This is a genomic window from Chryseobacterium sp. D764 (assembly GCF_019317325.1).
Classification (GTDB): Bacteria; Bacteroidota; Bacteroidia; order Flavobacteriales; family Weeksellaceae; genus Chryseobacterium.
In genome coordinates this window covers 3,570,151-3,590,609 of sequence record NZ_CP079219.1, presented here as the reverse complement: position 1 = coordinate 3,590,609, position 20,459 = coordinate 3,570,151, and the positions used below count along the sequence as shown (strand labels likewise).

The following is a 20,459-nucleotide window of genomic DNA, read 5'->3' as shown; positions in this document are numbered from 1 at the left end:
GTATTGATATAAACGACAAAAGCGATTTCGGGAGTTTTCCGAAACCGTTTATGGTATACAAAGGTACGGATATTTTTTTCTTTCATTAAAAAACCAGCTGACTTTCGGATTTAAAATGAATGACTTAGCCTAATAAATCTTAATTTTTTACAAATTTATTTAATAACCCGTTAAAAAAAACCAATTATTCCCTCATGGCATAGTGTTTGGGCTTTTAAGTCTAACCAAACATTTAAGTATTATGAAAAAAGCAATTAAAATTTTAGGAGTTATGATGATGCTGGTATTCACAGCATTATCGTTTTCGTCGTGCAGCAAGGATGATGATCCGGTAAACAATGAGTTCTTTGCGGGAACATACAAAGGAAGTATTTCTTATAACGATGGCGGATCTACTAATGTAAGCACAGATAACGGAAGTGTTTTTGTAACGAAGATTGCCAGCGGTACCAAGTATAATTTCGGTTTCTCAAACAGCATTCCGGATCTTAACGGAATAGAGTTTAATCAGGAAGGAGATCACACTCTTGTTATGATTGGTTCTACAGCAACCTCTTATATCAGAATTGACAACAATACGTTAAAAATCCTATACGCAAAGGACGGTAAAACGTGGACAGCCAACTGTACGCGCTAACCTCCTGTCTATTTATATATTATTGCAAGCCTGTTTTCATCTGAAGACAGGCTTTTCTATTGTAAATGAATTGTTTTAATTTTTTTTTAAGCAGTAATAAACTTTAGTTAAGGTTGAAAATCCAAATTTTCTAGCCTGCTTTTTGTATATCTTTATTCAACAAAAACAAACAATAATATTCTTATGAAAAAACTATTATCTGCAATGTCATTGATCCTTGGATTAGGACTTGCAACTGCTCAGCAGACTGCTCCCGCTACCAGCGCTCAGCCTCATCAACCTGTAAAAACTACAGTGAAAGCCGCTAAACCTGCAGAAGTAAAAGCTGCAAAACCAGCAATGGATGCAAAAGCTGCGAAGCCTTCACAACCGGCTGCCAAAATGAAAAAAGATGGTACTCCTGATAAGAGATATAAAGAAAACAAGCACCTGAAAAAAGATGGTACTCCTGATAAAAGGTATAAGGTGAACAAATAAGCATAACATTAACATATAGTTGTTATTTTCATAATCAAATTTCGAAAAGCCGGTGGAACTAGTTCTATCGGTTTTTTTATGTGAAGCTTCGTAAAAATGACTCCATATTCTCTACTTATTTATAAATTTGACCCATGTTAAACTTCTTCAAGAAAAATGCAGCGCTGATCTGGGCAAAGAAACATGTTCAAAAAGCGGAGGAATTCAAAAAAAATGCAGAGAAAAACCAGGAGGACTTATTACTTTCTCTAGTCAGTACGGCTCAAAAAACACTTTTTGGCCGGGAACATGATTTTGAAAACATCCATTCGGTGAAAGATTTTCAAGACAGAGTTCCTGTAGCAGATTATGAAGATCTTAAACCTTATATAGAACGGGTAAAAAAAGGACAGGCCAATATTTTATGGACAGAAACTCCTGAATATTTTGCTAAAACTTCGGGAACAACTTCCGGATCAAAATATATTCCTATTTCCAAAGAAGGAATGCCGCTTCAGATTGCCGGTGCACAAAGTGCCTTATTTCATTACATCAGTAAAAAGAATAATGCCGACTTTGTGAACGGAAAAATGATTTTTCTGCAGGGAAGTCCTGAACTGGAGGAAGTTTTTGGAATAAAAACAGGAAGATTATCCGGTATTGTAGCGCACCATATTCCTAATTATCTGCAAAAAAACCGTCTGCCAAGCTGGGAAACCAATATCATGGAAGACTGGGAAGCCAAAGTAGATAAAATCATTGAAGAAACGGAACATGAAAACATGACCCTGATCTCAGGAATTCCGCCATGGCTGATCATGTATTTTGAAAAGTTAACAGAAAGACACGGCAAAAAAATCAAACAGCTTTTCCCAAACCTGCAGCTTATCGTTACAGGAGGGGTCAATTACGAACCATACCGCGATAAAATGGAAGATCTGCTGGGTGGAAAAGTAGATATTATTCAGACATTTCCTGCTTCTGAAGGCTTTTTTGCTTTTCAGGATGATTACACAAAAGAAGGTCTTCTGCTATTGACCCATCATGGAATTTTCTATGAATTTATTCCTTTGGAAGAATATGGTAAGCCAAGAGCAAGAAGATTAACATTAAAAGAAATTGAACTTCATAAAGATTATGCCTTAATTCTTACAACGAATTCCGGACTTTGGGCGTATTCTATCGGAGATGTTGTGCGGTTTATCAGCAAAGATCCTTACAGAGTTCTAGTAAGTGGCAGGACCAAACATTTCACTTCGGCATTTGGGGAACACGTGATTGCTTTTGAAGTTGAAGAAGCGATGAAAGCTACTCTTGAAAAACATCCGGCACAGATTACAGAATTCCATCTTGCCCCACAGGTAAATCCTGGCGAAGGACTTCCTTATCATGAATGGCTGATCGAATTTGAAAAGGAACCGGAGAATTTAGATACATTCAGAGATGAACTAGATTTGCAATTGAGGGCAAGAAATACGTATTATGATGATCTTATTTCCGGGAATATTTTACAGAAGCTGCATATCACCACCTTAAAAAAGAATGCCTTTCAGGAATATGCCAAATCTCAGGGGAAACTGGGTGGCCAAAATAAGACTCCGAGATTGGCTAATGACAGAAACATTGCAGATCTCTTAGAAATTTACAAAAATTAATCATATTTTTTCAATTCCAAAAACGTATATTCAAAAAAAATTATAAATTTGAAAAACTAAAAGAAAATAATGAAAGCATCTGTACTGTTGAAATCGTCTTTACTAACATCTTTATTTGTTATTACATCTTGTGCTACTACAAAATACAGCGAAGATATTTCAAAAAACAATTACTCTAATCTTGAAGCCGGAAAGGTATACAAAGTAACTATGAGAGACGGTTCTCCTAAACAAACCATCTTATTCAGAAACGTTGTTGGTGATAATCTTATAGGTACAGCGGGTAAAAAAGACAGTACAGAAGTAGTGATCCCGAAATCAAATGTAGCGGCTGTAAAAGACAGAAGAAAGGCAAGAATTGCTGCCGGAGCTACTATTATTGGGGCTGCGGGTGTTGCTGCCATCGTAATCAGTTCTTCAAGAGCAGACTAAAATAGATTTTATCTTTCAGGATATATTTAATATATCTTTTAAAAATCAACATATGAATAGTCCTAAATAGATTTTTAGGGCTATTTTTGTTCATGATTTCCTTTACCCCGTTACAAACATTACAAAATGTTGAGTTCAGAAATCTTCTTACCGGGAGATTTTTTATTGTTTTAGCTTTCAGAATGCTGGCCACTTTATTAGGATGGTGGGTATATCAATTAACAAAAGATCCTTTTTCAATAGGTCTTATCGGGCTATCGGAGGTAATTCCTGCTGTAAGCTGTGCGCTGTATGCAGGACACGTTATTGATATGAATGAGAAAAAGAGACTGCTTCTCATCTGTAATTATACATATATTTTCCTGATCGGGCTTCTGCTGATTCCTGCCTTTTTTGATGTGGAGATGCATTTCACAGGTCATCAGATTACCTATTATATTTATGGAGTCATCTTTTTTACCGGAATAGCAAGAGCGTTCATAGGTCCTATTGTACCTTCCATGATTCCTAAAATTGTAAAGAAAGAAAACCTTCCCAACGCTGTTACTCTGAACCAGGCTACTTTCCTTATATCTTCTGTGTGTGGACATGCGGTAGGTGGTATTCTTATTGGCTTTATAGGCGTAAAATGGACGTTGGTTGCTATTTTAGCATTAATATTTGTTGCTTCACTCTTTTTCTGGCAACTTCACAAACAGTATTCGGAGTACAAAAAGGAAACTGTAAATGTGGTGGAGAGTATGCGTGAAGGAATTTCTTATATTTTTAAAACCAAAGAGATTCTGGGAGCACTGTGTCTTGATATGTTTGCTGTACTTTTTGGGGGTGCAGTGGCCATGATCCCGGTATTTGCTACTGATATTTTAAATTCAGGGGCTGAAGGTTTCGGATTGTTGAATGCAGCATCTGATATCGGTTCAATGTGTATCATTACTATTTTATCCATTGTTCCTCTTCGAAAAAATCAGGGGAAAATACTACTTGTTGTTGTCACCGGATTCGGGCTTTGTATTATTGGGTTTGGTTTATCCAAATTGTATTGGCTGTCTTTCATGTTCCTTGTGATGAGTGGAATGCTTGATGGAATTTCTGTGGTCATCCGGGGTACCATTGTACAGTTAAAGACACCAGATCATATAAGAGGACGTGTTCTCAGTGTAAATTCAATCTTCATTATGTCCAGCAATGAAATGGGACAGTTTGAAAGTGGTGTTATGGCTAAATTACTGGGGGTTGTACGCTCTGTAGTATTTGGAGGATGCATGACTGTTCTTGTTGCTTTACTTGTGGGAAGCACCAATCCTAAACTAAGAAAAATGCAATATTAACCTATTATTTATCAATTCATTTCAAAACTTATACGGTAAAAACCGTAATCCGAAATACTTAAAATCAGAATAGAATGTTTTCTATTCTGATTTTACTTTTATAGGTGCTTTTTCAAAATCATTCAAAGGATTAAATCCCAAATATTCAGTGAAATCATTAAAATCTTTGCGATCTCTATATAATTTCACTTAAAAAATAAAATACAATATTAAAAATCAATATATTACTTTCTTTAAATATATCTCAAAATCTTTAATTTAACGTTAATAATTTTTTATATTTGCTCTATAAAATATCCCCCTATGTATAAACTTTTACTAATTTTGAGTTTTTTCGTCACAGGTTCGCTGATGAATGCCCAATTTTTTTCAGATCAAACCTTACAGCAATCTGTTTTGCAGCTGAATAATGCAAAAACAGAAAACGACTATGATACTCTTTTTTCTAAGTTTTCAGAGGCTAAAACTTCAGAAAAATGGCAGGCTAATTATTATGCCGCTGCAGCATTGTATCTTAAAACAAATTTCCTTTTAAAGAACAGCCCGAACAGTCCTCTTGGAGAATCTAACGAAAATGCAAGAAAACTGGCTATGCAGGCTCTTGCTTCTGAGAAGAATAATGGAGAAGTAAATATTCTTCTTGGTCTTATCCATTTTCAGAAAATCAGGATAAAAACAGCTGCAGATCCTCAAAAGGAACTAAAGACCGCTACAAGCTTTATGACAAAAGCGGAAACAACTGTAAAGAACAATCCAAGACTTTCTTTCTTAAAAGCTGAAATGGCTGAAAAGCAAGGCAATAAGACAGAAGCTATCAAATTTTATCAAAAAGCAGTCAAAGAATTCGAAACATCAAACGCTTCATCCGGTTCACCAAACTGGGGAAGACAGCTGATCGGAACAAATTAACAGTAAGAAAATGCATGATCTCCTGAGTAAATTGGGCGGTCAGTTTTTATTTTGATACACAAGACTTTAATAGTTCGCAGAAACATTTTTGTATCCGATAAAGCACCGCATTTTTTTAGTAATTAAACAATTTTACTATTTGTTTTTAAAATCATCTCTTATGAAAAAAGCATTACTTGTTTTCTCAATTATATTTTCACATCTTTTATTTGCCCAGTCTGACTGTCCTACTGCAATGGCAGTCTGCGGAAACTCGGATATTTCCTATACTCCGGGCGGGCACGGAGACATTGCAGAAGACCTTGGCGGATGTTTATCTTCCGATGAAAAGTACTCTGTATGGTACTCGTTTACGGTAGCTACAGCCGGAACCTTAACTTTCGAAATCATTCCTAATGATCAGAGTGATGACTATGACTTCGGGGTATATGGTCCTAACAAGTCATGTGGCAGCCTTGGAACGCCAATCCGCTGTTCTTATTCCGGAACAAGTGGAAACACAGGCCTTAACATGACGGCTACAGACCTTAGTGAGGATGCTTCAGGAGATAAATGGGTGAAATACCTTGATGTATTACCTGGCCAGACGTACTATTTAATTGTAAACAACCACAGAGAGACCGCTAACGGATTCAAATTATCATGGGGTGGGACAGCTACTTTATCTTCTCCATTTACAGATCCGAATATACAGCCTCATCCGTTCATTCCACCAGGAATTCCAGGAGCAAACCCTACAGACCCTAGAGAAGTAGTGGTGTGTGCAAATCCTGCAACTTTTGATTTCTCTTCATTAACAGCAGGAATTCTGAACGGTAACCCGAACTTCAGTATTAGCTATCATACAAGCCAAAATGATGCATTAACAGGTAACAATCCTCTTATTGGCCCTCAAACAGTTACTCCTGTAGGTGTTTATTTCTATAGTATCAACTATACCGATCCTACTAATCCGGACAGTCCTATTAATAAATGTAGACAGACTGGTAAATTTAAATTTAAAGATGGTACCATCAAGGCAACAAGCGTTACTTTAACAAGCTGTAACAACAACAATGCGGGTACGGCAACTTATGACCTTACAACAGCAGCTGTTTTTGCAGATCCTACGGCTACAAAAAAATATTATTATACTTTATATGATCTGAATAACTCAATTAATGAGATCACCAATATCTATCAGTTTGTTTCGGCAGAGGGTAAAATATATGTAAAAGTAACTTCTGTATTCGGATGTACCGATATTGCAGAAATTACCCTTAAGTTCTATCCGGCAATCATTGCAAAAGATGCAGAATTAAGATCATGCTTTATTGAAGCAAATCCTTCTACAGCTTTATTCAACCTTGATAACGCCGCTGTAATCACGCCACAGGCAGGTATCACGAAAAAATACTTCCCTTCACTGACAGATGCAATAGATGCAACCAACGAGATTTTAAATGCTAATTATATTGCACCAAACGGTTTGGTATACGTAAGAGTATCTGATACCAGAGGATGTTTTGTAGTTGTAAAAATCGGTTTAACAGTTATCCCTCCGGTAACATCCAGTGTTCTGAAAGACAAAATCATCTGTATAGAAGACACAACAACTTTAGATGCCGGGCCTGGATTCAAAAGCTATGAGTGGAGCACGGGAGCTACAACTCAGTCTATAAAAGATGTAGGAGTAGGAATCTACTGGGTAAAATTAAAAACAGGGGAATGTATCACTACTCAAACAGTAACAGTATATCCTGCTGATCAGCCGGTTGTAACAAATATTGATGTTTCTAACACTACATTAACGATCAATGTTATAGGAGGAACTCCGGATTATCAGTATTCTATGGATAAAATCATATGGCAGACCTCCAATACATTCTCTAATGTGGCAAGAGGCACCTATAAAGTATATGTAAAAGATGCTTATGACTGTGAGCCTATTGAAGTTACAATAGTGGTTCCTAACCTGATCAATATGATTACACCGAACGGAGATGGTGTGAACGATGTTGTAGATTATTCTGCAATTGCAGACAAACAAAACCTTGTATTGAGTATCTTTGACAGATACGGAACAAAAATCCACCAGGGAGATAAATCCAATGGATACAAATGGGACGGAACCATTGCAGGGAAGAAGATTCCGACAGGTACATACTGGTATTCTGTAACATGGAATGAGAATGACAAGAAGAATACTCCATTTAAGTTTTCAGGTTGGATTGTTGTAAAAAACAGAGAATAAAACTAATACAATACGAGAAAGCCGCTTTGGCGGCTTTTTCTTTTAACAAATCATGATAAAATTAATTGATCCCAATTTTGTTTAACAAAAATCGTTTCAACAATGAAAAAAATACTACTTCTTTTTATTTTATTGATAACACAAATAGTCTACTCACAGTCAGATTGTATCACGGCAATTCCCATCTGTGGTAACTCTGATATTTCTTACACTCCTTCAGGACCTGGAAATATTATAGAAATTCTTAATGCAAACGGAGGATGCCTTAGCACCAATGAAAGATATACCGTTTGGTACACTTTCACTGTATCTACACCAGGTACACTTGCATTTAAAATAAAGCCAAACGATCAAGGTGATGATTATGATTTTGCAGTTTATGGACCAACAGCAAACGGCTGTGCTTCTTTACAGAATGCAGATCATGTCTTCATACAGCCTATAAGATGTAACTATAGCGGTACTCCGGGAGATACAGGTCTGGATCTTACTCTTGCTCCACCTGCAGTATTCCCTACCAATCCTCCTGGCACTACAGCCAGTATGAACAATGGTAAATGGAGTCCTTATATGGATGTATTAGTAGGACAAACCTATTATTTAGTCATTGATAACTTCAGTAGATCCGTTAATGGTTTTTCTATGGAATGGTCAGGTACTGCGAGTTTAAGTTCTGCATTTAACGATCCGATTCTTTCTCCTAACCCATTCATTCCACCGGGAATTCCTGGAGCAACTCCTAACGATCCTAACCAGGTAATGGTTTGTGCATTACCTAGCCAGTTTGACTTTACAACACTTTCTGCTGCTATTGTAAACGGTAACAGCCCTAATTTCAAGGTTACTTATCATAAAACTACCAACGATGCCCTTACAGGAGAAAACCCTCTTACCATAGCAACTGTAGATGGAACAACAACCTACTATTACAGAGTAGTATATAAAGACCCGAACAACCCAACCAATCCTATCAACGGATGTTTTATAACCGGGAAATTTAAGTTTGTGAATGTAGGCATCTCAGCCAATACAGCCACTCTATATTCTTGTAATAACAATGGAGCCGGTACTGCTAAATATAATTTGACAACAGCCAATATATTCGGCGGAAGCGGAGCAACTATTAAGTATTATACTACGGTTGATGATATGAATGCGGAAATCAACGAAATTACGGATCCTGCCAACTATATCTCTCCGGAAGCAACTATATACGCAAAAGTAATTTCTACTTTCGGGTGTAAAGCAACCACTACCATCAGACTATTATTCTACCCTACAGTGGTATTAAAAGATGCAGTACTTCAAAATTGTTATATTGATAATGATGTTACCCGTTCAACATTTGATCTTTCCAAAGCAGATATCGGAGTACCTGTACCAACCCCTACAGGAACTATCATCAAATATTATACATCGGTAGCTGATGCAAAAGCCCAGACCAATCCTATTACAATGCCATTTAATTATCTTTCAGAAAGCAAAACGGTATATGTAAGAGTAGACAATGATAAACAATGTTATTCAATTGCTAAAATAGAACTGGTAGTATTACCTCCGGTAAAATCAGCGGTATTAAAAGATAAAACGATTTGTGCGGAAGCCAAAACCACTTTGGATGCAGGACCTGGATTCGACAGCTACGAATGGAGCACCGGAGAAACTTCACAATCTATCAATAACGTAGGCGTAGGAGTTTACTTTGTAAAACTTCAGACTGGAAAATGCTTCACGCTTCAGGAAGTACGTGTACATGCAAGCCTTCAGCCGGTGATTTCTGGGATAGAAATATCAAATAATAACATCACCGTTACTGCTACAGGTGGAGTTCCTCCATATAAATTCTCAGTAGATGGTATCAACTGGCAGGATTCTAATACATTCACAGGACTTCCAAGAGGTGAAAATACAGTGTATGTAAAAGACACTTATAATTGTACTCCTGTTCAGGTAACGGTTACTGTTCCGAACCTTATTAACGCTATCACTCCAAACGGAGACAACGTAAATGATGTGATTGATTACTCTGCACTGGCGTACAAGAAAAATCTTATCTTCGTTGTGTATGACAGATATGGAAACAAACTTCATGAAGCCAACAAAATGAGAAATTTCACTTGGGACGGAACTGCTTTCGGTAAGAAAATCCTGACAGGAACTTACTGGTACACGATCTCATGGAACGAAAACAATAAAGACAATACAGAAACCAAATATTCAGGATGGGTATTGGTAAAAAATAAAGAATAAGCGATACTTAATCTTTTTGAAAAAATCACCTCAGTCTGAGGTGATTTTTTTTATCAACAAGATCAACCTCCTGTTTACAGCATTTTCCGAAAGACTGCTAATAATTTGTTGAATACTATTTTTTTATTATTTTTTAAATAAACTATCTTTGCACCATGGCGCAGAAAGAAACATTATCATCCCTGACACACGGAAACTTTGCAAAAGAATTGTCTATTGCGGATGGAAAAATGCCTCCCAATGCAGTGGATTTCGAAAGACTTGTTATCGGAACTTTTTTGATTGACAAAAAAGGGCTTGACCATTCTATTGACCTTCTTACTTCAGAAGTATTCTATGATCCGAGACATCAGGTCATCTTTTCTATCATCTTAAAGCTTTATGAAGGCAACCATCCGGTAGACTTAATGACCATTATTCAGGAATTAAAAAAAGAAGATAAGCTAAGCCAGGCAGGTGGTGATCACTACATTATTGACCTGACAATGGGAGTAAGTTCATCTGCCCATATTGAATACCATGTACGTGTGATTCTTGAAAAATATATTTTAAGAAGCCTTATCAATGTTTCTGCCAATGTCATTGATTCCTCATACAAAGAGTCAACCGACGTTTTTGAACTTCTGGATAAAGCTGAACAGTCTTTCTTTGAGATTACCAACGGAACGATCAAAAAGGGATTCGATACTGCCAATTCGTTAGTAAAACAGGCTATTGACACTATTAAATCTTTAAAAGATAAAGAAGGTCTTTCAGGGGTTCCTTCAGGATTCCGAGACGTAGATAAGGAAACCGGTGGGTGGCAGAATTCTGACCTTATCATTATTGCTGCACGTCCCGCGATGGGAAAAACGGCATTCCTTCTTTCCATGGCAAGAAATATTGCAGTAGGACACAAAGTTCCTATGGCTCTTTTCTCTCTCGAGATGGCATCAGTACAGCTGATCACCAGAATGATTGCTTCCGAAACAAGAATTTCTTCTGAGAAATTAAGAAAAGGAACTCTGGATGATGAAGAATGGCAGAGACTATTCTCCAATGTATCTGAGTTGGAAAATGCTCCTTTATATATTGACGAAACCCCTTCCCTTTCCATATTCGACTTCCGTGCAAAATGCCGAAGACTTGTCATGCAGCATGGTGTAAGAATTATCATGGTCGACTACCTTCAGCTGATGACAGCAGGAAGCAGCGGTGGAAAAGGAGTTGGAAACCGTGAACAGGAGATCTCCATGATTTCACGTTCATTAAAAGCGATTGCAAAAGAACTTAACGTTCCGGTGATTGCTCTTTCCCAGCTTTCAAGAAGTGTGGAAGCGCGTCCGGGGAAAAGACCTCAGCTTTCTGACCTTAGGGAATCCGGAGCGATTGAGCAGGATGCCGATATCGTATCTTTCATCTTCAGACCGGAATATTATAAAATTACCGTTTGGGATAATGATGAAGAAGGACAGGAAACTTCTACTGAAAACCAGGCCGAACTGATTATAGCAAAGCACAGGAATGGTGCTACGGCAGACGTCCGACTATCTTTCTTAAAACATTTTGCAAAATTTGGTGATATCGAAGCAGCAATGGATGGAGCCGGAGGAGGATATCCTTCCAACTTTGGAGAACCAAGCGGCTTTGACAAGATCAAAACGACTATTCAGCCAGGGGCAGCATTTGACCTTCCGGACAGCTCAAAACTTTCCGGCTCATCAATGAATGACTTTGATGATGATGACGATTTTCCTTTTTAAGTGAAGGCTTAAACCTAATTCAGTTTAAATTCACAATCCATAATTCAATTTTTTAAAAAACAGATTTGAGAATCGAAATTTATACAGACGGGGCTTGCAGCGGAAATCCGGGAAAAGGCGGATATGGAATTCTCATGCGCGTTCCTGAAAAAAATTATCAGAAAACATTTTCCAAAGGGTTTCGGAAAACCACCAATAACAGAATGGAACTTCTGGCAGTCATCACTGCATTGGAAAAGCTGAAATCTACAGAAAATGAGATCCATGTATATACTGACAGTAAATATGTATCTGATGCAATCAACCAAAACTGGATTGCCGGATGGATCAAGCGAGGCTGGAAGAATGTAAAAAACCCCGACCTCTGGAAAAAATTTGTTGAGCTATACAATAAACACACCCCTAAAATGCATTGGGTAAAAGGCCATGCAGGACACTTTGAAAACGAACTTTGCGACAAATTAGCGGTTGCAGCAGCCAATTCTTCCGATCTCGAAATTGACACTTATTTCGAAAATCTTGATAATAATTCTCTATTTTAATCTTAATTAAAACTATTCTAAAGCCCCAGCTTCATATTTACCATTTCATCAGAAGAAACAAGATTTATTAAAAAATAATTAAATTTTTTAACAAAATTAACATTAAATACATATTGTTTGATCGGGATTTAATATCTTTACACATTAATCAAAGTCCCATTTAAATGAATAAAAATCTATTATTGTATTTATCTGTTTTTTTACTTTGTATAGCCGGGAAGTCCTTTGCCCAGACTTATCAGCTTATTGGAAACCCAGTGGCTACTACTGGATGGACGATGGTTTCCCCTACTCAGGTAAACACAGATTTTATTCAGCTTACCCCGGATACCAACAACCAATCCGGTTCTATCAGACTGAATGACCCTATCAATTTAAAATATTGTGACAAATGGAGAGTGGAATTTGATTTCAGAATGGATTCCAACCAAACCTCTAATGGGGATGGAATTGCTTTCTGGTATCTGGCCAACCCGCCTGTCGCCAGTGTATTGGGATCCGGTCTGGGGGTATCTCAAAATGCAGTAGGCCTTGTTGTAGGTTTTGACACTTATAACAATACTACAACCGCTACAATGAGCAAGGTTCACGTTGCTTATGGACAAGTTCAAAATACAAGTGACACGAATAATGTTGAGTTCTTTAATGTTGCAGGAAGCTCTTTCCATTCACCAGATCTGAATACAACCCAGCCTTTTCAGGGAACCACCTTTAAGCATGTTGAAGTAACGGCACAGGTAGATCCAGCGAATCCTACCAGCTGGATATTAAAAATAACAATAGACGGCAATGTAATCTGCAATCAGTCTTTTGCTCCTTCCGGAACGGCTGCCGCAATGACTGTAGGATATTTTGGATTTTCAGCTTCCACAGGAGGTGCAAGATCAAGACATTCTATTAAAAATGTAAAAATTTATACTGATAAAGTTCCTATTTTACAAAACTCGGCTACTCAGTCTTTCTGCCCTAATCCGACTACCGGATATGGATCTGTAAACCTGACATCTTTCAATTCGCAATTCGTCAACAATACTTCAAATTATACATTTACGTATTATCCACTGGGAAGTTCTACCCCTATTGCCAACCCTGCCAACTACCAATTCAATACAAATACAACAGTTACGGTTGTTATTAAAGATAATGCAGGACTGCTCTGTGATAATCCGGATGGTAAAATCTTACTCGTTCTCGCTCCTTTTAAAGCTGAGGATAAAACCATTACTGTATGCAATAATAACAAAACCGGAACGGCCGCTTTCGACCTGAATACAGCAAATGTAACAGGTGTTCCGGGAGCGGTTAAAAAATATTATAAAACGTTAGCAGATCTCAACGCAGATACTAATGAGATTCAAAATCCCGGCAACTATATATCTGCTCCGGGAGACGTGTATGTAAAAGTGACAACTCCTCAGGGATGTACAGGTTCGGCAAAAATCACGCTGGCATTTTATCCTGACACACCTGTGAAAGAAGCCACACTCAGATCATGTTTTATTGAAAACAATATTACCAGTGCTATTTTTAATCTGACCACTGCTGATGTTACTACATTAACTTCTGGAGTGACAAAAAAATACTACACCTCCATTGCTAATGCTTTAGACGGAACCAATGAAATCATGAACCCTCTTCAGTACTTATCCACAAGTACTGCCGTTTACGCAAAAGTAACAGATGCCAACGGATGTTTTAATATTGCTAAAATCAACCTTATTGTATTACCACCTGTTCCTTCTTCTGTTCTGAAAGACAAAACCATTTGTATTGGTGAAAAAACAGATCTGGATGCAGGTCCTGGATTTGATGGCTATGAATGGAGCACCGGAGCCACTACCTCATCTGTTAAAGACCTTGGAGTAGGTGTTTATTGGGTGAAGCTTAAAACCGGCAACTGTATCACGACACAGATTGTAAAAATAAATGCATCTGCAAATCCTGTGATTTCCAGCATTGATATTGACAACAACACGATCACCGTAAATGTAGCAGGAGGAAAACCTCAGTATCAATTCTCTCTGGATGGAGTCAACTGGCAGACCAGCAACATATTCACCGGACTGGCAAGAGGAGAAGTAAGAGTATATGTAAAAGACTTCTATAACTGTACTCCTGTTGAAGTTCAGATCACTGTACCAAACCTGATTAATGCCATCACTCCGAACGGTGATAACGTAAACGATTTCATAGACTACTCTGCACTCGCTTACAAAAAAAACTTAGTATTCATCGTCTACGACAGATATGGCAATAAATTGTATGAAGCCGGAAAGATGAGAAACTTTACTTGGGATGGAACTGCTTCCGGTAAAAAAGTTCTTACAGGTACTTACTGGTACACCATCTCATGGAACGAAAACAATAAAGACAATACTGAAACTAAATACTCAGGCTGGGTATTGGTAAAAAACAGAGAATAAATTTTACTATCAGAAACTACCTCATTTGGGGTAGTTTCGGTATTAAAACAAGACCTGCTTAATCAGAGATTGGGATCAGATATTGTTTCATGATCAATTCAAACATTAAAAAAACAATTTTATTTCTAAGAAAAAATATAACATCACAATCCATCCACTATGAAAAAAGATATACTCATTTTTGTACTGACTATCTTATTATGCTTGCCGGGAAGCCTATTTTCGCAAACCTACCAACTTACCGGAAATCCCGTAAATACAACAGGCTGGGACCTTGTCTCTGATGCTGTAGTAAGCGGAGACTTTGTAAGGCTTACAACCGATCAGACCAGCAGATATGGAGCTGTAAAATTATCCACACCTATCACCCTGAGCTATTGTGATAAATGGAAAGTGGAATTTGATTTCAGAATTGACGGAAATGGAACTACTCAGTTTGGAAAAGGAGATGGCTTTACCTTCTGGTATCTTGCCAATCCACCCACAGGATTCGTTTCAGGAGGAGGACTTGGTATCCCGGCGAATGCTTCAGGGCTAATGGTTGGTTTTGATATTTTCAATAACACTACGGAAGGTCAGATGAGTAAAGTTCATATTCTTTATGGCACCAATAATACAGCTGGTAACAATATTGAATTCAACACTACTCCTGGAAGTACATACCATTCTCCTGATCTTATCGCTACTCAACCGTTTGTAGGAGATACTTACAGACATGTTGAAGTAAACGGAGAAACAGACCTTACCAACCCAACAAACTGGATCATCAAAGTAAGAATCAACGGTGTGCTTATCGTAGATCAGTCTTTTGCTCCTTCTGGAGGTGCGGTAGGAATGTCACAGGGATATTTTGGTTTCTCTGCAGCAACCGGAGGTGCCAGCGCGAGACATTCTATTAAAGACGTTAAAGTATATGTAGATAAAGTTCCTATTTTAAGCAATACGGTAACTCCTTTCGTATGTACAAATCCCGCTACCGGAAATGGTGTAGTAGATCTTACTTCTTTCAACTCTCAATTTGTGAATAATCCCGGAAACTATCTTTTCAGTTATTATGTATTGGGAAGCTCTACACCTATTGCCAATCCTGCAAGTTTCCAATATTCAGGAAATACCACCATCAAGGTTGTTATAAAAGACCCTACTTCCACTCTTTGTGATAATGGTGACGGTGTTATTCAGCTTAATCCTACTCCTTTTGCAGCAACTGACGCTACCCTTTCCGGATGCAATAACAACAATGCCGGAACAGCGACCTTTGATCTTAATTCTGCTGCTGTAACAACTGTTGCCGGAGTTACAAAGGAATTCTATCCTACATTATATGATCTTAATAATGACACCAACAAAATTACAAACCCTTCAGCTTATGCTTCTGCAGCAGCTACACTATATGTAAGGGTAACAACTCCCCAGGGTTGTGTAAGTACAGCTAAAGTTACGCTGAACATTTACCCTGTTGTGGTTGTCAACGATACCGAAATAAAATCCTGCTTTATAGAAACCAATCCATCTATGGCCTCTTTTAATCTTACAGGAGCCATCGTTTCCCAAGGCGGACTTACAAAAGAATATTACCCATCATTAGCAGATGCAATCAGTGGAACTAATGCAATCTCTACCCCGGCGGCATACATTGCTCCGAACGGAGTCATTTACATTAAAGTATTTGGCGCAAACGGATGTTATTCAATTGCTAAAGTTACATTAACGGTCATCCCTCCAGTTTTCTCAAGAACTTTACTTGATCAGACTATTTGTATAGAAAATACAACCACATTAGATGCAGGAGCTGGTTTCAAAAGCTATGAATGGAGCACGGGAGCGACCACTCAATCTATCAAAAATGTGGGAGTAGGTACTTATTGGGTAAAACTTAAAACCGGAGATTGTATTGCAACACAAAAAGTGACAGTATATCCTTCCGATAATCCTGTTGTTACTACTGTAGATATTTCAGGAAGCACAGTGACAGTGTATGCCAATGGCGGAACTCCACCTTACCAGTATTCTATGGATAATATCAACTGGCAGGATTCCAATATCTTTACCAATATTGCCAGAGGTGAGGCTACAATATTCGTAAGAGACGGTTATAATTGTACTCCTGTTGAAGTTAATATTACAGTACCTAATCTGATCAACGTGATCACTCCTAACGATGACGGTATTAATGATTTTGTTGATTATTCTGCACTTGCCAATAAACAGAATCTGGAAATAGGCATCTTCGACAGATATGGCTACAAAATGTTCCAGGCCGATAAAACCAATGGCTACAAATGGGCAGGTACCACTAATGGAAGTAAAAAAGTTCCTACAGGAAATTACTGGTATTCTGTTTCATGGAATGAAAATAATAAAAACAGTACTCCGATAAAATTCTCAGGTTGGATTGTTGTAAAAAACAGAGAATAATTACACTTTCCATCACATCAAAAGAATCACCCTGCCAGCCAGGGTGATTTTTTGTATTAACAGGGCGGAGATATTTCATTTTAAAGACTCTTTATTCATATTCAATTCTTAAATTTGTCCTATGAATTATTTGGAAGCTTTAAGCAGAAGATATTCTGTAAAAAAATTCAATCATCAGATTATTCCTCAGGAAACCCTTCACAATATTCTTGAGTCAGGAAAGCTGTCTGCCAGTTCTCTGGGACTTCAGCCCTATAAAATTGTGATTGTTGAGAGTGAAGAAATGAAGCAGAAACTGATTCCGGCTTTCTATAATCCTTCTCAGATTTCCACCTGTTCTCATCTTATCGTTATTATTTCAAAGAAAATTATTGAAGAGAACTATATCCGGGGATATTTTAATCATATTTCTGAAGTAAGAGATACTCCTGTTGAAAAACTGGATCCTTTCAGAAACAGTATAAATCAGCACATCACCCAGAAAACAGAGGATGAAATCTTCAACTGGGCAGAAAAACAATCCTATATAGTATTGGCCAATCTTATGTATGCCGCCGCTATTGAAAATATAGACTCCTGCCCTATGGAAGGTTTCCGCCAGGATCTTATAGAAGAAATTCTGAATATCAATCCCGAAACAGAAAAAGTAACCGTTACCCTCGCTTTAGGCTACCGTTCTGAAGAAGACCATTTTCAGCACATGAAAAAAGTAAGGAAACCAAACGAAAAATTGTTTAAATTTATTTAATCGTTCTAAAGCGATTGTACCTAAAGCAAGCATATGATAAAAGCGGATGTATTAGTAATCGGTTCCGGCATTTCCGGACTTTCCTATGCCATTAAAGTTTCTGAACAGCTCCCTGATGCCAAAATCATTATCGTAACCAAATCTGACGAAGACGAAAGCAATACCAAATATGCACAAGGCGGTCTGGCTGTAGTTACAGATTCTAAAAATGATAATTTCAGCAAACATATTGAAGACACTATGCGCGCCGGAGACGGTGAGAACAAACGCGATGTCGTAGAAATGGTCGTTACGGAAGCTCCAAAAAGATTTAAAGAAATTGTAGAATGGGGGGCCCAATTTGACATGAAGAACGGCAAATTCGCTTTAGGAAGAGAAGGAGGCCATACTGAAAACAGAATCGTACACCACAAAGATATTACAGGTTTTGAAATTGAAAGAGCTTTGCTGGAAACAGCCAATAACAGCCCAAATATTGAAATTCTTGACCATCATTATGTAATTGATATCATTACACAACACCATGTTCCCGGAAAAGAACTCAACGAAGGAGATATTCATTGCTATGGAGCATATATTCTGGATGAAAAGTCCAAGACTATCAAAAAAATTACTTCTAAAATAACACTGGTTGCAACAGGAGGTGCAGGACATGTTTATAAAAACACTACCAACCCCACCATTGCTACAGGAGACGGAATTGCTTTTGTAGCCCGCGCGAAAGGAAAGGTTTCCAATATGCAGTATTATCAGTTTCACCCAACAGCTCTGTACAGCAAAATGGACGGAATGTTGTTTCTAATTTCGGAAGCAGTTCGTGGAGACGGAGCGAAATTAAGAACCAAAAGGGGCGAAAAATTCATGCATAAGTATGATGAACGTGAAGAACTAGCATCTAGAGATATCGTTGCAAGAGCCATCGACGCCGAAATGAAAATTACCGGAGACGAATTTGTTGGTTTAGACTGTAAGGAAATGAACCATGAAAAATTCTTAGAACATTTCCCTAATATTTATAAAAAATGCAGAAACGAAGGAATTGATCCCTTCACTCAATTAATTCCCGTTGTACCGGCCTGCCATTATTTAATGGGAGGTATTGAAGTTGACAGAGACGGACAGTCCTCTATCAGAAATCTTTTTGCTGTGGGTGAATGTACCAACTCAGGACTTCACGGAGCCAACAGACTTGCTTCCAATTCATTACTTGAAGGCTTGGTTTTCGGGCACAATGCTGCCATGAAAACCGTAGAACTTCTGAATGAAAACAGTTTCAACTTTGATGATCTGAAAGCCGTTCCGGAATGGAATGAAGAAGGAATGAAAATCATGGACGAAATGGTAATCGTAAGCTATCTCAGAAAGCAGCTTCAGGAAATGATGAGCGACCTGGTAGGTATTGTAAGAAGTAACAAACGTCTGAATATGGCACTCCAGAAACATCAGGAAATTGCTGCTGCCGTGGATGAAATTTACCACTACTCTATCCTTTCTCCTCAATTATCAGAATTAAGAAACTTAACAACCGTTGCCTACCTCATCATTACCCAGTCTATGGAAATGACGGAGAATAAGGGGGCATTCTATAATAAAGATTTAGCCTAAAAGCATCACAAAATGAAAAGACCAGCATACGTAACAGATAAAGCATTAAAGTCATTTATAAAAAACGCTCTTGAAGAAGATATTCAGGATGGAGACCACTCTACCTTGTCTACCATTCCAAAGGATCTTGTGCAAAGTGCTAAGCTTTTAGTAAAACAGAACTGTATTCTTGCAGGTGTTGAGCTAGCAGAAATCATTTTCAAGACTTTTGACAAAAATCTGAAAGTGGAAGTTTTCATTAAAGACGGAGCTCCTTGTAAATTTGGAGATGTAGCACTTATGGTAACAGGAAGTGCAAGATCTATTCTTTCCACTGAAAGATTCGTTCTTAACTGTATGCAGAGAATGAGCGGTATTGCTACGCTTACCCACGACTGGGACTCAAGATTAGTAGGTACAAAAACCAAACTTTTAGATACAAGAAAAACAACTCCTAACTTCAGAATGTGTGAAAAATGGGCGGTTGCGATAGGTGGAGGAACCAATCACAGATATGGTCTTTATGACATGATTATGCTGAAAGACAACCATATCGACTACAATGGAAGCATCACCAATGCAGTGGCAATGGCCAAGGATTACGTTAAAAAGAACAAAAAAAAGTTAAAAATAGAGGTTGAAACAAGAAACCTTGAAGAAGTTCGCGAAGCCATCAATGCAAAGGTTGACAGAATCATGCTTGATAATATGGATGTAAATACCATGAAGCAGGCGGTAAAAATGATCAACGGCTCATGTGAGTCTGAAGCTTCAGGCGGAATTACCCGTGATATGCTTAAAGAAATTGCTTCAACAGGGGTTACATTTATTTCTGTAGGAGCCCTTACACACTCTGCTGAGAATATAGATTTGAGTCTCAAAGCAGTGAAATAGCGTTGAATTTTTAACAAAAACACCCCCACTTTGTTAGAAATTCAATAACATGACTTTTTTCATATAAAAATTCAATTTTTAGCCATAATACTGATTTTTAACACATTAACATTATTAAGACTGATTAAAAATTAACATTGAGTTAATAATAGTTAAATTTTATTTTGCGAATTTTGCAGAAAATTAAATCTAACTATTACTAACGATT

15 protein-coding genes are annotated in these 20,459 nt (G+C 37.7%); all 15 read left to right on the top strand.

Going from position 1 to position 20,459, the window contains the following annotated elements; translation table 11 throughout:
• The first annotated feature begins 241 nt into the window (after positions 1-241).
• The 15 genes from KYG33_RS16295 to nadC all read left to right on the top strand — a co-directional run bounded on the left by KYG33_RS16295 (position 242) and on the right by nadC (position 20,251).
• Positions 242-637 carry a hypothetical protein gene (locus KYG33_RS16295; protein WP_077413487.1) on the top strand — a complete coding sequence of 132 codons (396 nt, stop codon included), beginning with the start codon at positions 242-244 and terminating at the stop codon, positions 635-637.
• A 183-nt stretch (positions 638-820) separates the two neighbouring features.
• Entirely contained in the window at positions 821-1,114 is a 294-nt protein-coding gene (locus tag KYG33_RS16290) for a hypothetical protein (protein WP_077413486.1), read from the top strand.
• Positions 1,115-1,248: 134 nt separating this feature from the next.
• Positions 1,249-2,748 carry a GH3 auxin-responsive promoter family protein gene (locus KYG33_RS16285; protein ID WP_219072074.1) on the top strand — a complete coding sequence of 500 codons (1,500 nt, stop codon included), beginning with the start codon at positions 1,249-1,251 and terminating at the stop codon, positions 2,746-2,748.
• A 69-nt stretch (positions 2,749-2,817) separates the two neighbouring features.
• Complete coding sequence (locus tag KYG33_RS16280) at positions 2,818-3,180, top strand: hypothetical protein (protein ID WP_077413484.1); 363 nt, start codon at positions 2,818-2,820, stop codon at positions 3,178-3,180.
• 92 nt (positions 3,181-3,272) lie between these two features.
• Positions 3,273-4,508, top strand: a complete 1,236-nt coding sequence (locus KYG33_RS16275; protein ID WP_077413483.1) for an MFS transporter — start codon at positions 3,273-3,275, stop codon at positions 4,506-4,508.
• Positions 4,509-4,811: 303 nt separating this feature from the next.
• Complete coding sequence (locus KYG33_RS16270) at positions 4,812-5,417, top strand: tetratricopeptide repeat protein (RefSeq protein ID WP_219072073.1); 606 nt, start codon at positions 4,812-4,814, stop codon at positions 5,415-5,417.
• 160 nt (positions 5,418-5,577) lie between these two features.
• Positions 5,578-7,650 carry a T9SS type B sorting domain-containing protein gene (locus KYG33_RS16265; protein ID WP_077413481.1) on the top strand — a complete coding sequence of 691 codons (2,073 nt, stop codon included), beginning with the start codon at positions 5,578-5,580 and terminating at the stop codon, positions 7,648-7,650.
• A gap of 102 nt (positions 7,651-7,752) precedes the next feature.
• Complete coding sequence (locus tag KYG33_RS16260) at positions 7,753-9,900, top strand: T9SS type B sorting domain-containing protein (RefSeq protein ID WP_219072072.1); 2,148 nt, start codon at positions 7,753-7,755, stop codon at positions 9,898-9,900.
• Positions 9,901-10,055: 155 nt separating this feature from the next.
• Positions 10,056-11,642, top strand: a complete 1,587-nt coding sequence (dnaB, locus tag KYG33_RS16255) for a replicative DNA helicase (RefSeq protein ID WP_047380329.1) — start codon at positions 10,056-10,058, stop codon at positions 11,640-11,642.
• Positions 11,643-11,707: 65 nt separating this feature from the next.
• Positions 11,708-12,184 carry a ribonuclease HI gene (gene rnhA / locus KYG33_RS16250; RefSeq protein WP_077413479.1) on the top strand — a complete coding sequence of 159 codons (477 nt, stop codon included), beginning with the start codon at positions 11,708-11,710 and terminating at the stop codon, positions 12,182-12,184.
• Positions 12,185-12,348: 164 nt separating this feature from the next.
• Positions 12,349-14,607: a lectin-like domain-containing protein gene (locus KYG33_RS16245; protein ID WP_219072071.1), complete on the top strand. Its 2,259-nt coding sequence runs from the start codon at positions 12,349-12,351 to the stop codon at positions 14,605-14,607.
• A 159-nt stretch (positions 14,608-14,766) separates the two neighbouring features.
• A complete protein-coding gene (locus KYG33_RS16240; RefSeq protein ID WP_077413477.1) occupies positions 14,767-17,025 on the top strand; it encodes a gliding motility-associated C-terminal domain-containing protein in 2,259 nt (752 codons plus the stop codon).
• A gap of 121 nt (positions 17,026-17,146) precedes the next feature.
• Complete coding sequence (locus KYG33_RS16235) at positions 17,147-17,773, top strand: NAD(P)H-dependent oxidoreductase (protein WP_047380324.1); 627 nt, start codon at positions 17,147-17,149, stop codon at positions 17,771-17,773.
• Positions 17,774-17,806: 33 nt separating this feature from the next.
• Positions 17,807-19,378, top strand: a complete 1,572-nt coding sequence (gene nadB / locus KYG33_RS16230) for an L-aspartate oxidase (protein WP_077413476.1) — start codon at positions 17,807-17,809, stop codon at positions 19,376-19,378.
• Between the two features lie 12 nt (positions 19,379-19,390).
• Positions 19,391-20,251 carry a carboxylating nicotinate-nucleotide diphosphorylase gene (gene nadC / locus KYG33_RS16225; protein WP_077413475.1) on the top strand — a complete coding sequence of 287 codons (861 nt, stop codon included), beginning with the start codon at positions 19,391-19,393 and terminating at the stop codon, positions 20,249-20,251.
• Positions 20,252-20,459: the final 208 nt, after the last annotated feature.

What these genes read in the sequence shown, in the direction of transcription:
- KYG33_RS16290 (WP_077413486.1), top strand. Translation starts at nt 821, where the DNA reads ATGAAAAAACTATTATCTGCAATGTCATTGATCCTTGGATTAGGACTT.
- KYG33_RS16245 (WP_219072071.1), top strand. Translation starts at nt 12,349, where the DNA reads ATGAATAAAAATCTATTATTGTATTTATCTGTTTTTTTACTTTGTATA.
- KYG33_RS16280 (WP_077413484.1), top strand. Translation starts at nt 2,818, where the DNA reads ATGAAAGCATCTGTACTGTTGAAATCGTCTTTACTAACATCTTTATTT.
- KYG33_RS16285 (WP_219072074.1), top strand. Translation starts at nt 1,249, where the DNA reads ATGTTAAACTTCTTCAAGAAAAATGCAGCGCTGATCTGGGCAAAGAAA.
- KYG33_RS16275 (WP_077413483.1), top strand. Translation starts at nt 3,273, where the DNA reads ATGATTTCCTTTACCCCGTTACAAACATTACAAAATGTTGAGTTCAGA.
- KYG33_RS16270 (WP_219072073.1), top strand. Translation starts at nt 4,812, where the DNA reads ATGTATAAACTTTTACTAATTTTGAGTTTTTTCGTCACAGGTTCGCTG.
- KYG33_RS16235 (WP_047380324.1), top strand. Translation starts at nt 17,147, where the DNA reads ATGAATTATTTGGAAGCTTTAAGCAGAAGATATTCTGTAAAAAAATTC.
- KYG33_RS16295 (WP_077413487.1), top strand. Translation starts at nt 242, where the DNA reads ATGAAAAAAGCAATTAAAATTTTAGGAGTTATGATGATGCTGGTATTC.
- nadB (WP_077413476.1), top strand. Translation starts at nt 17,807, where the DNA reads ATGATAAAAGCGGATGTATTAGTAATCGGTTCCGGCATTTCCGGACTT.
- nadC (WP_077413475.1), top strand. Translation starts at nt 19,391, where the DNA reads ATGAAAAGACCAGCATACGTAACAGATAAAGCATTAAAGTCATTTATA.
- dnaB (WP_047380329.1), top strand. Translation starts at nt 10,056, where the DNA reads ATGGCGCAGAAAGAAACATTATCATCCCTGACACACGGAAACTTTGCA.
- KYG33_RS16260 (WP_219072072.1), top strand. Translation starts at nt 7,753, where the DNA reads ATGAAAAAAATACTACTTCTTTTTATTTTATTGATAACACAAATAGTC.
- KYG33_RS16265 (WP_077413481.1), top strand. Translation starts at nt 5,578, where the DNA reads ATGAAAAAAGCATTACTTGTTTTCTCAATTATATTTTCACATCTTTTA.
- KYG33_RS16240 (WP_077413477.1), top strand. Translation starts at nt 14,767, where the DNA reads ATGAAAAAAGATATACTCATTTTTGTACTGACTATCTTATTATGCTTG.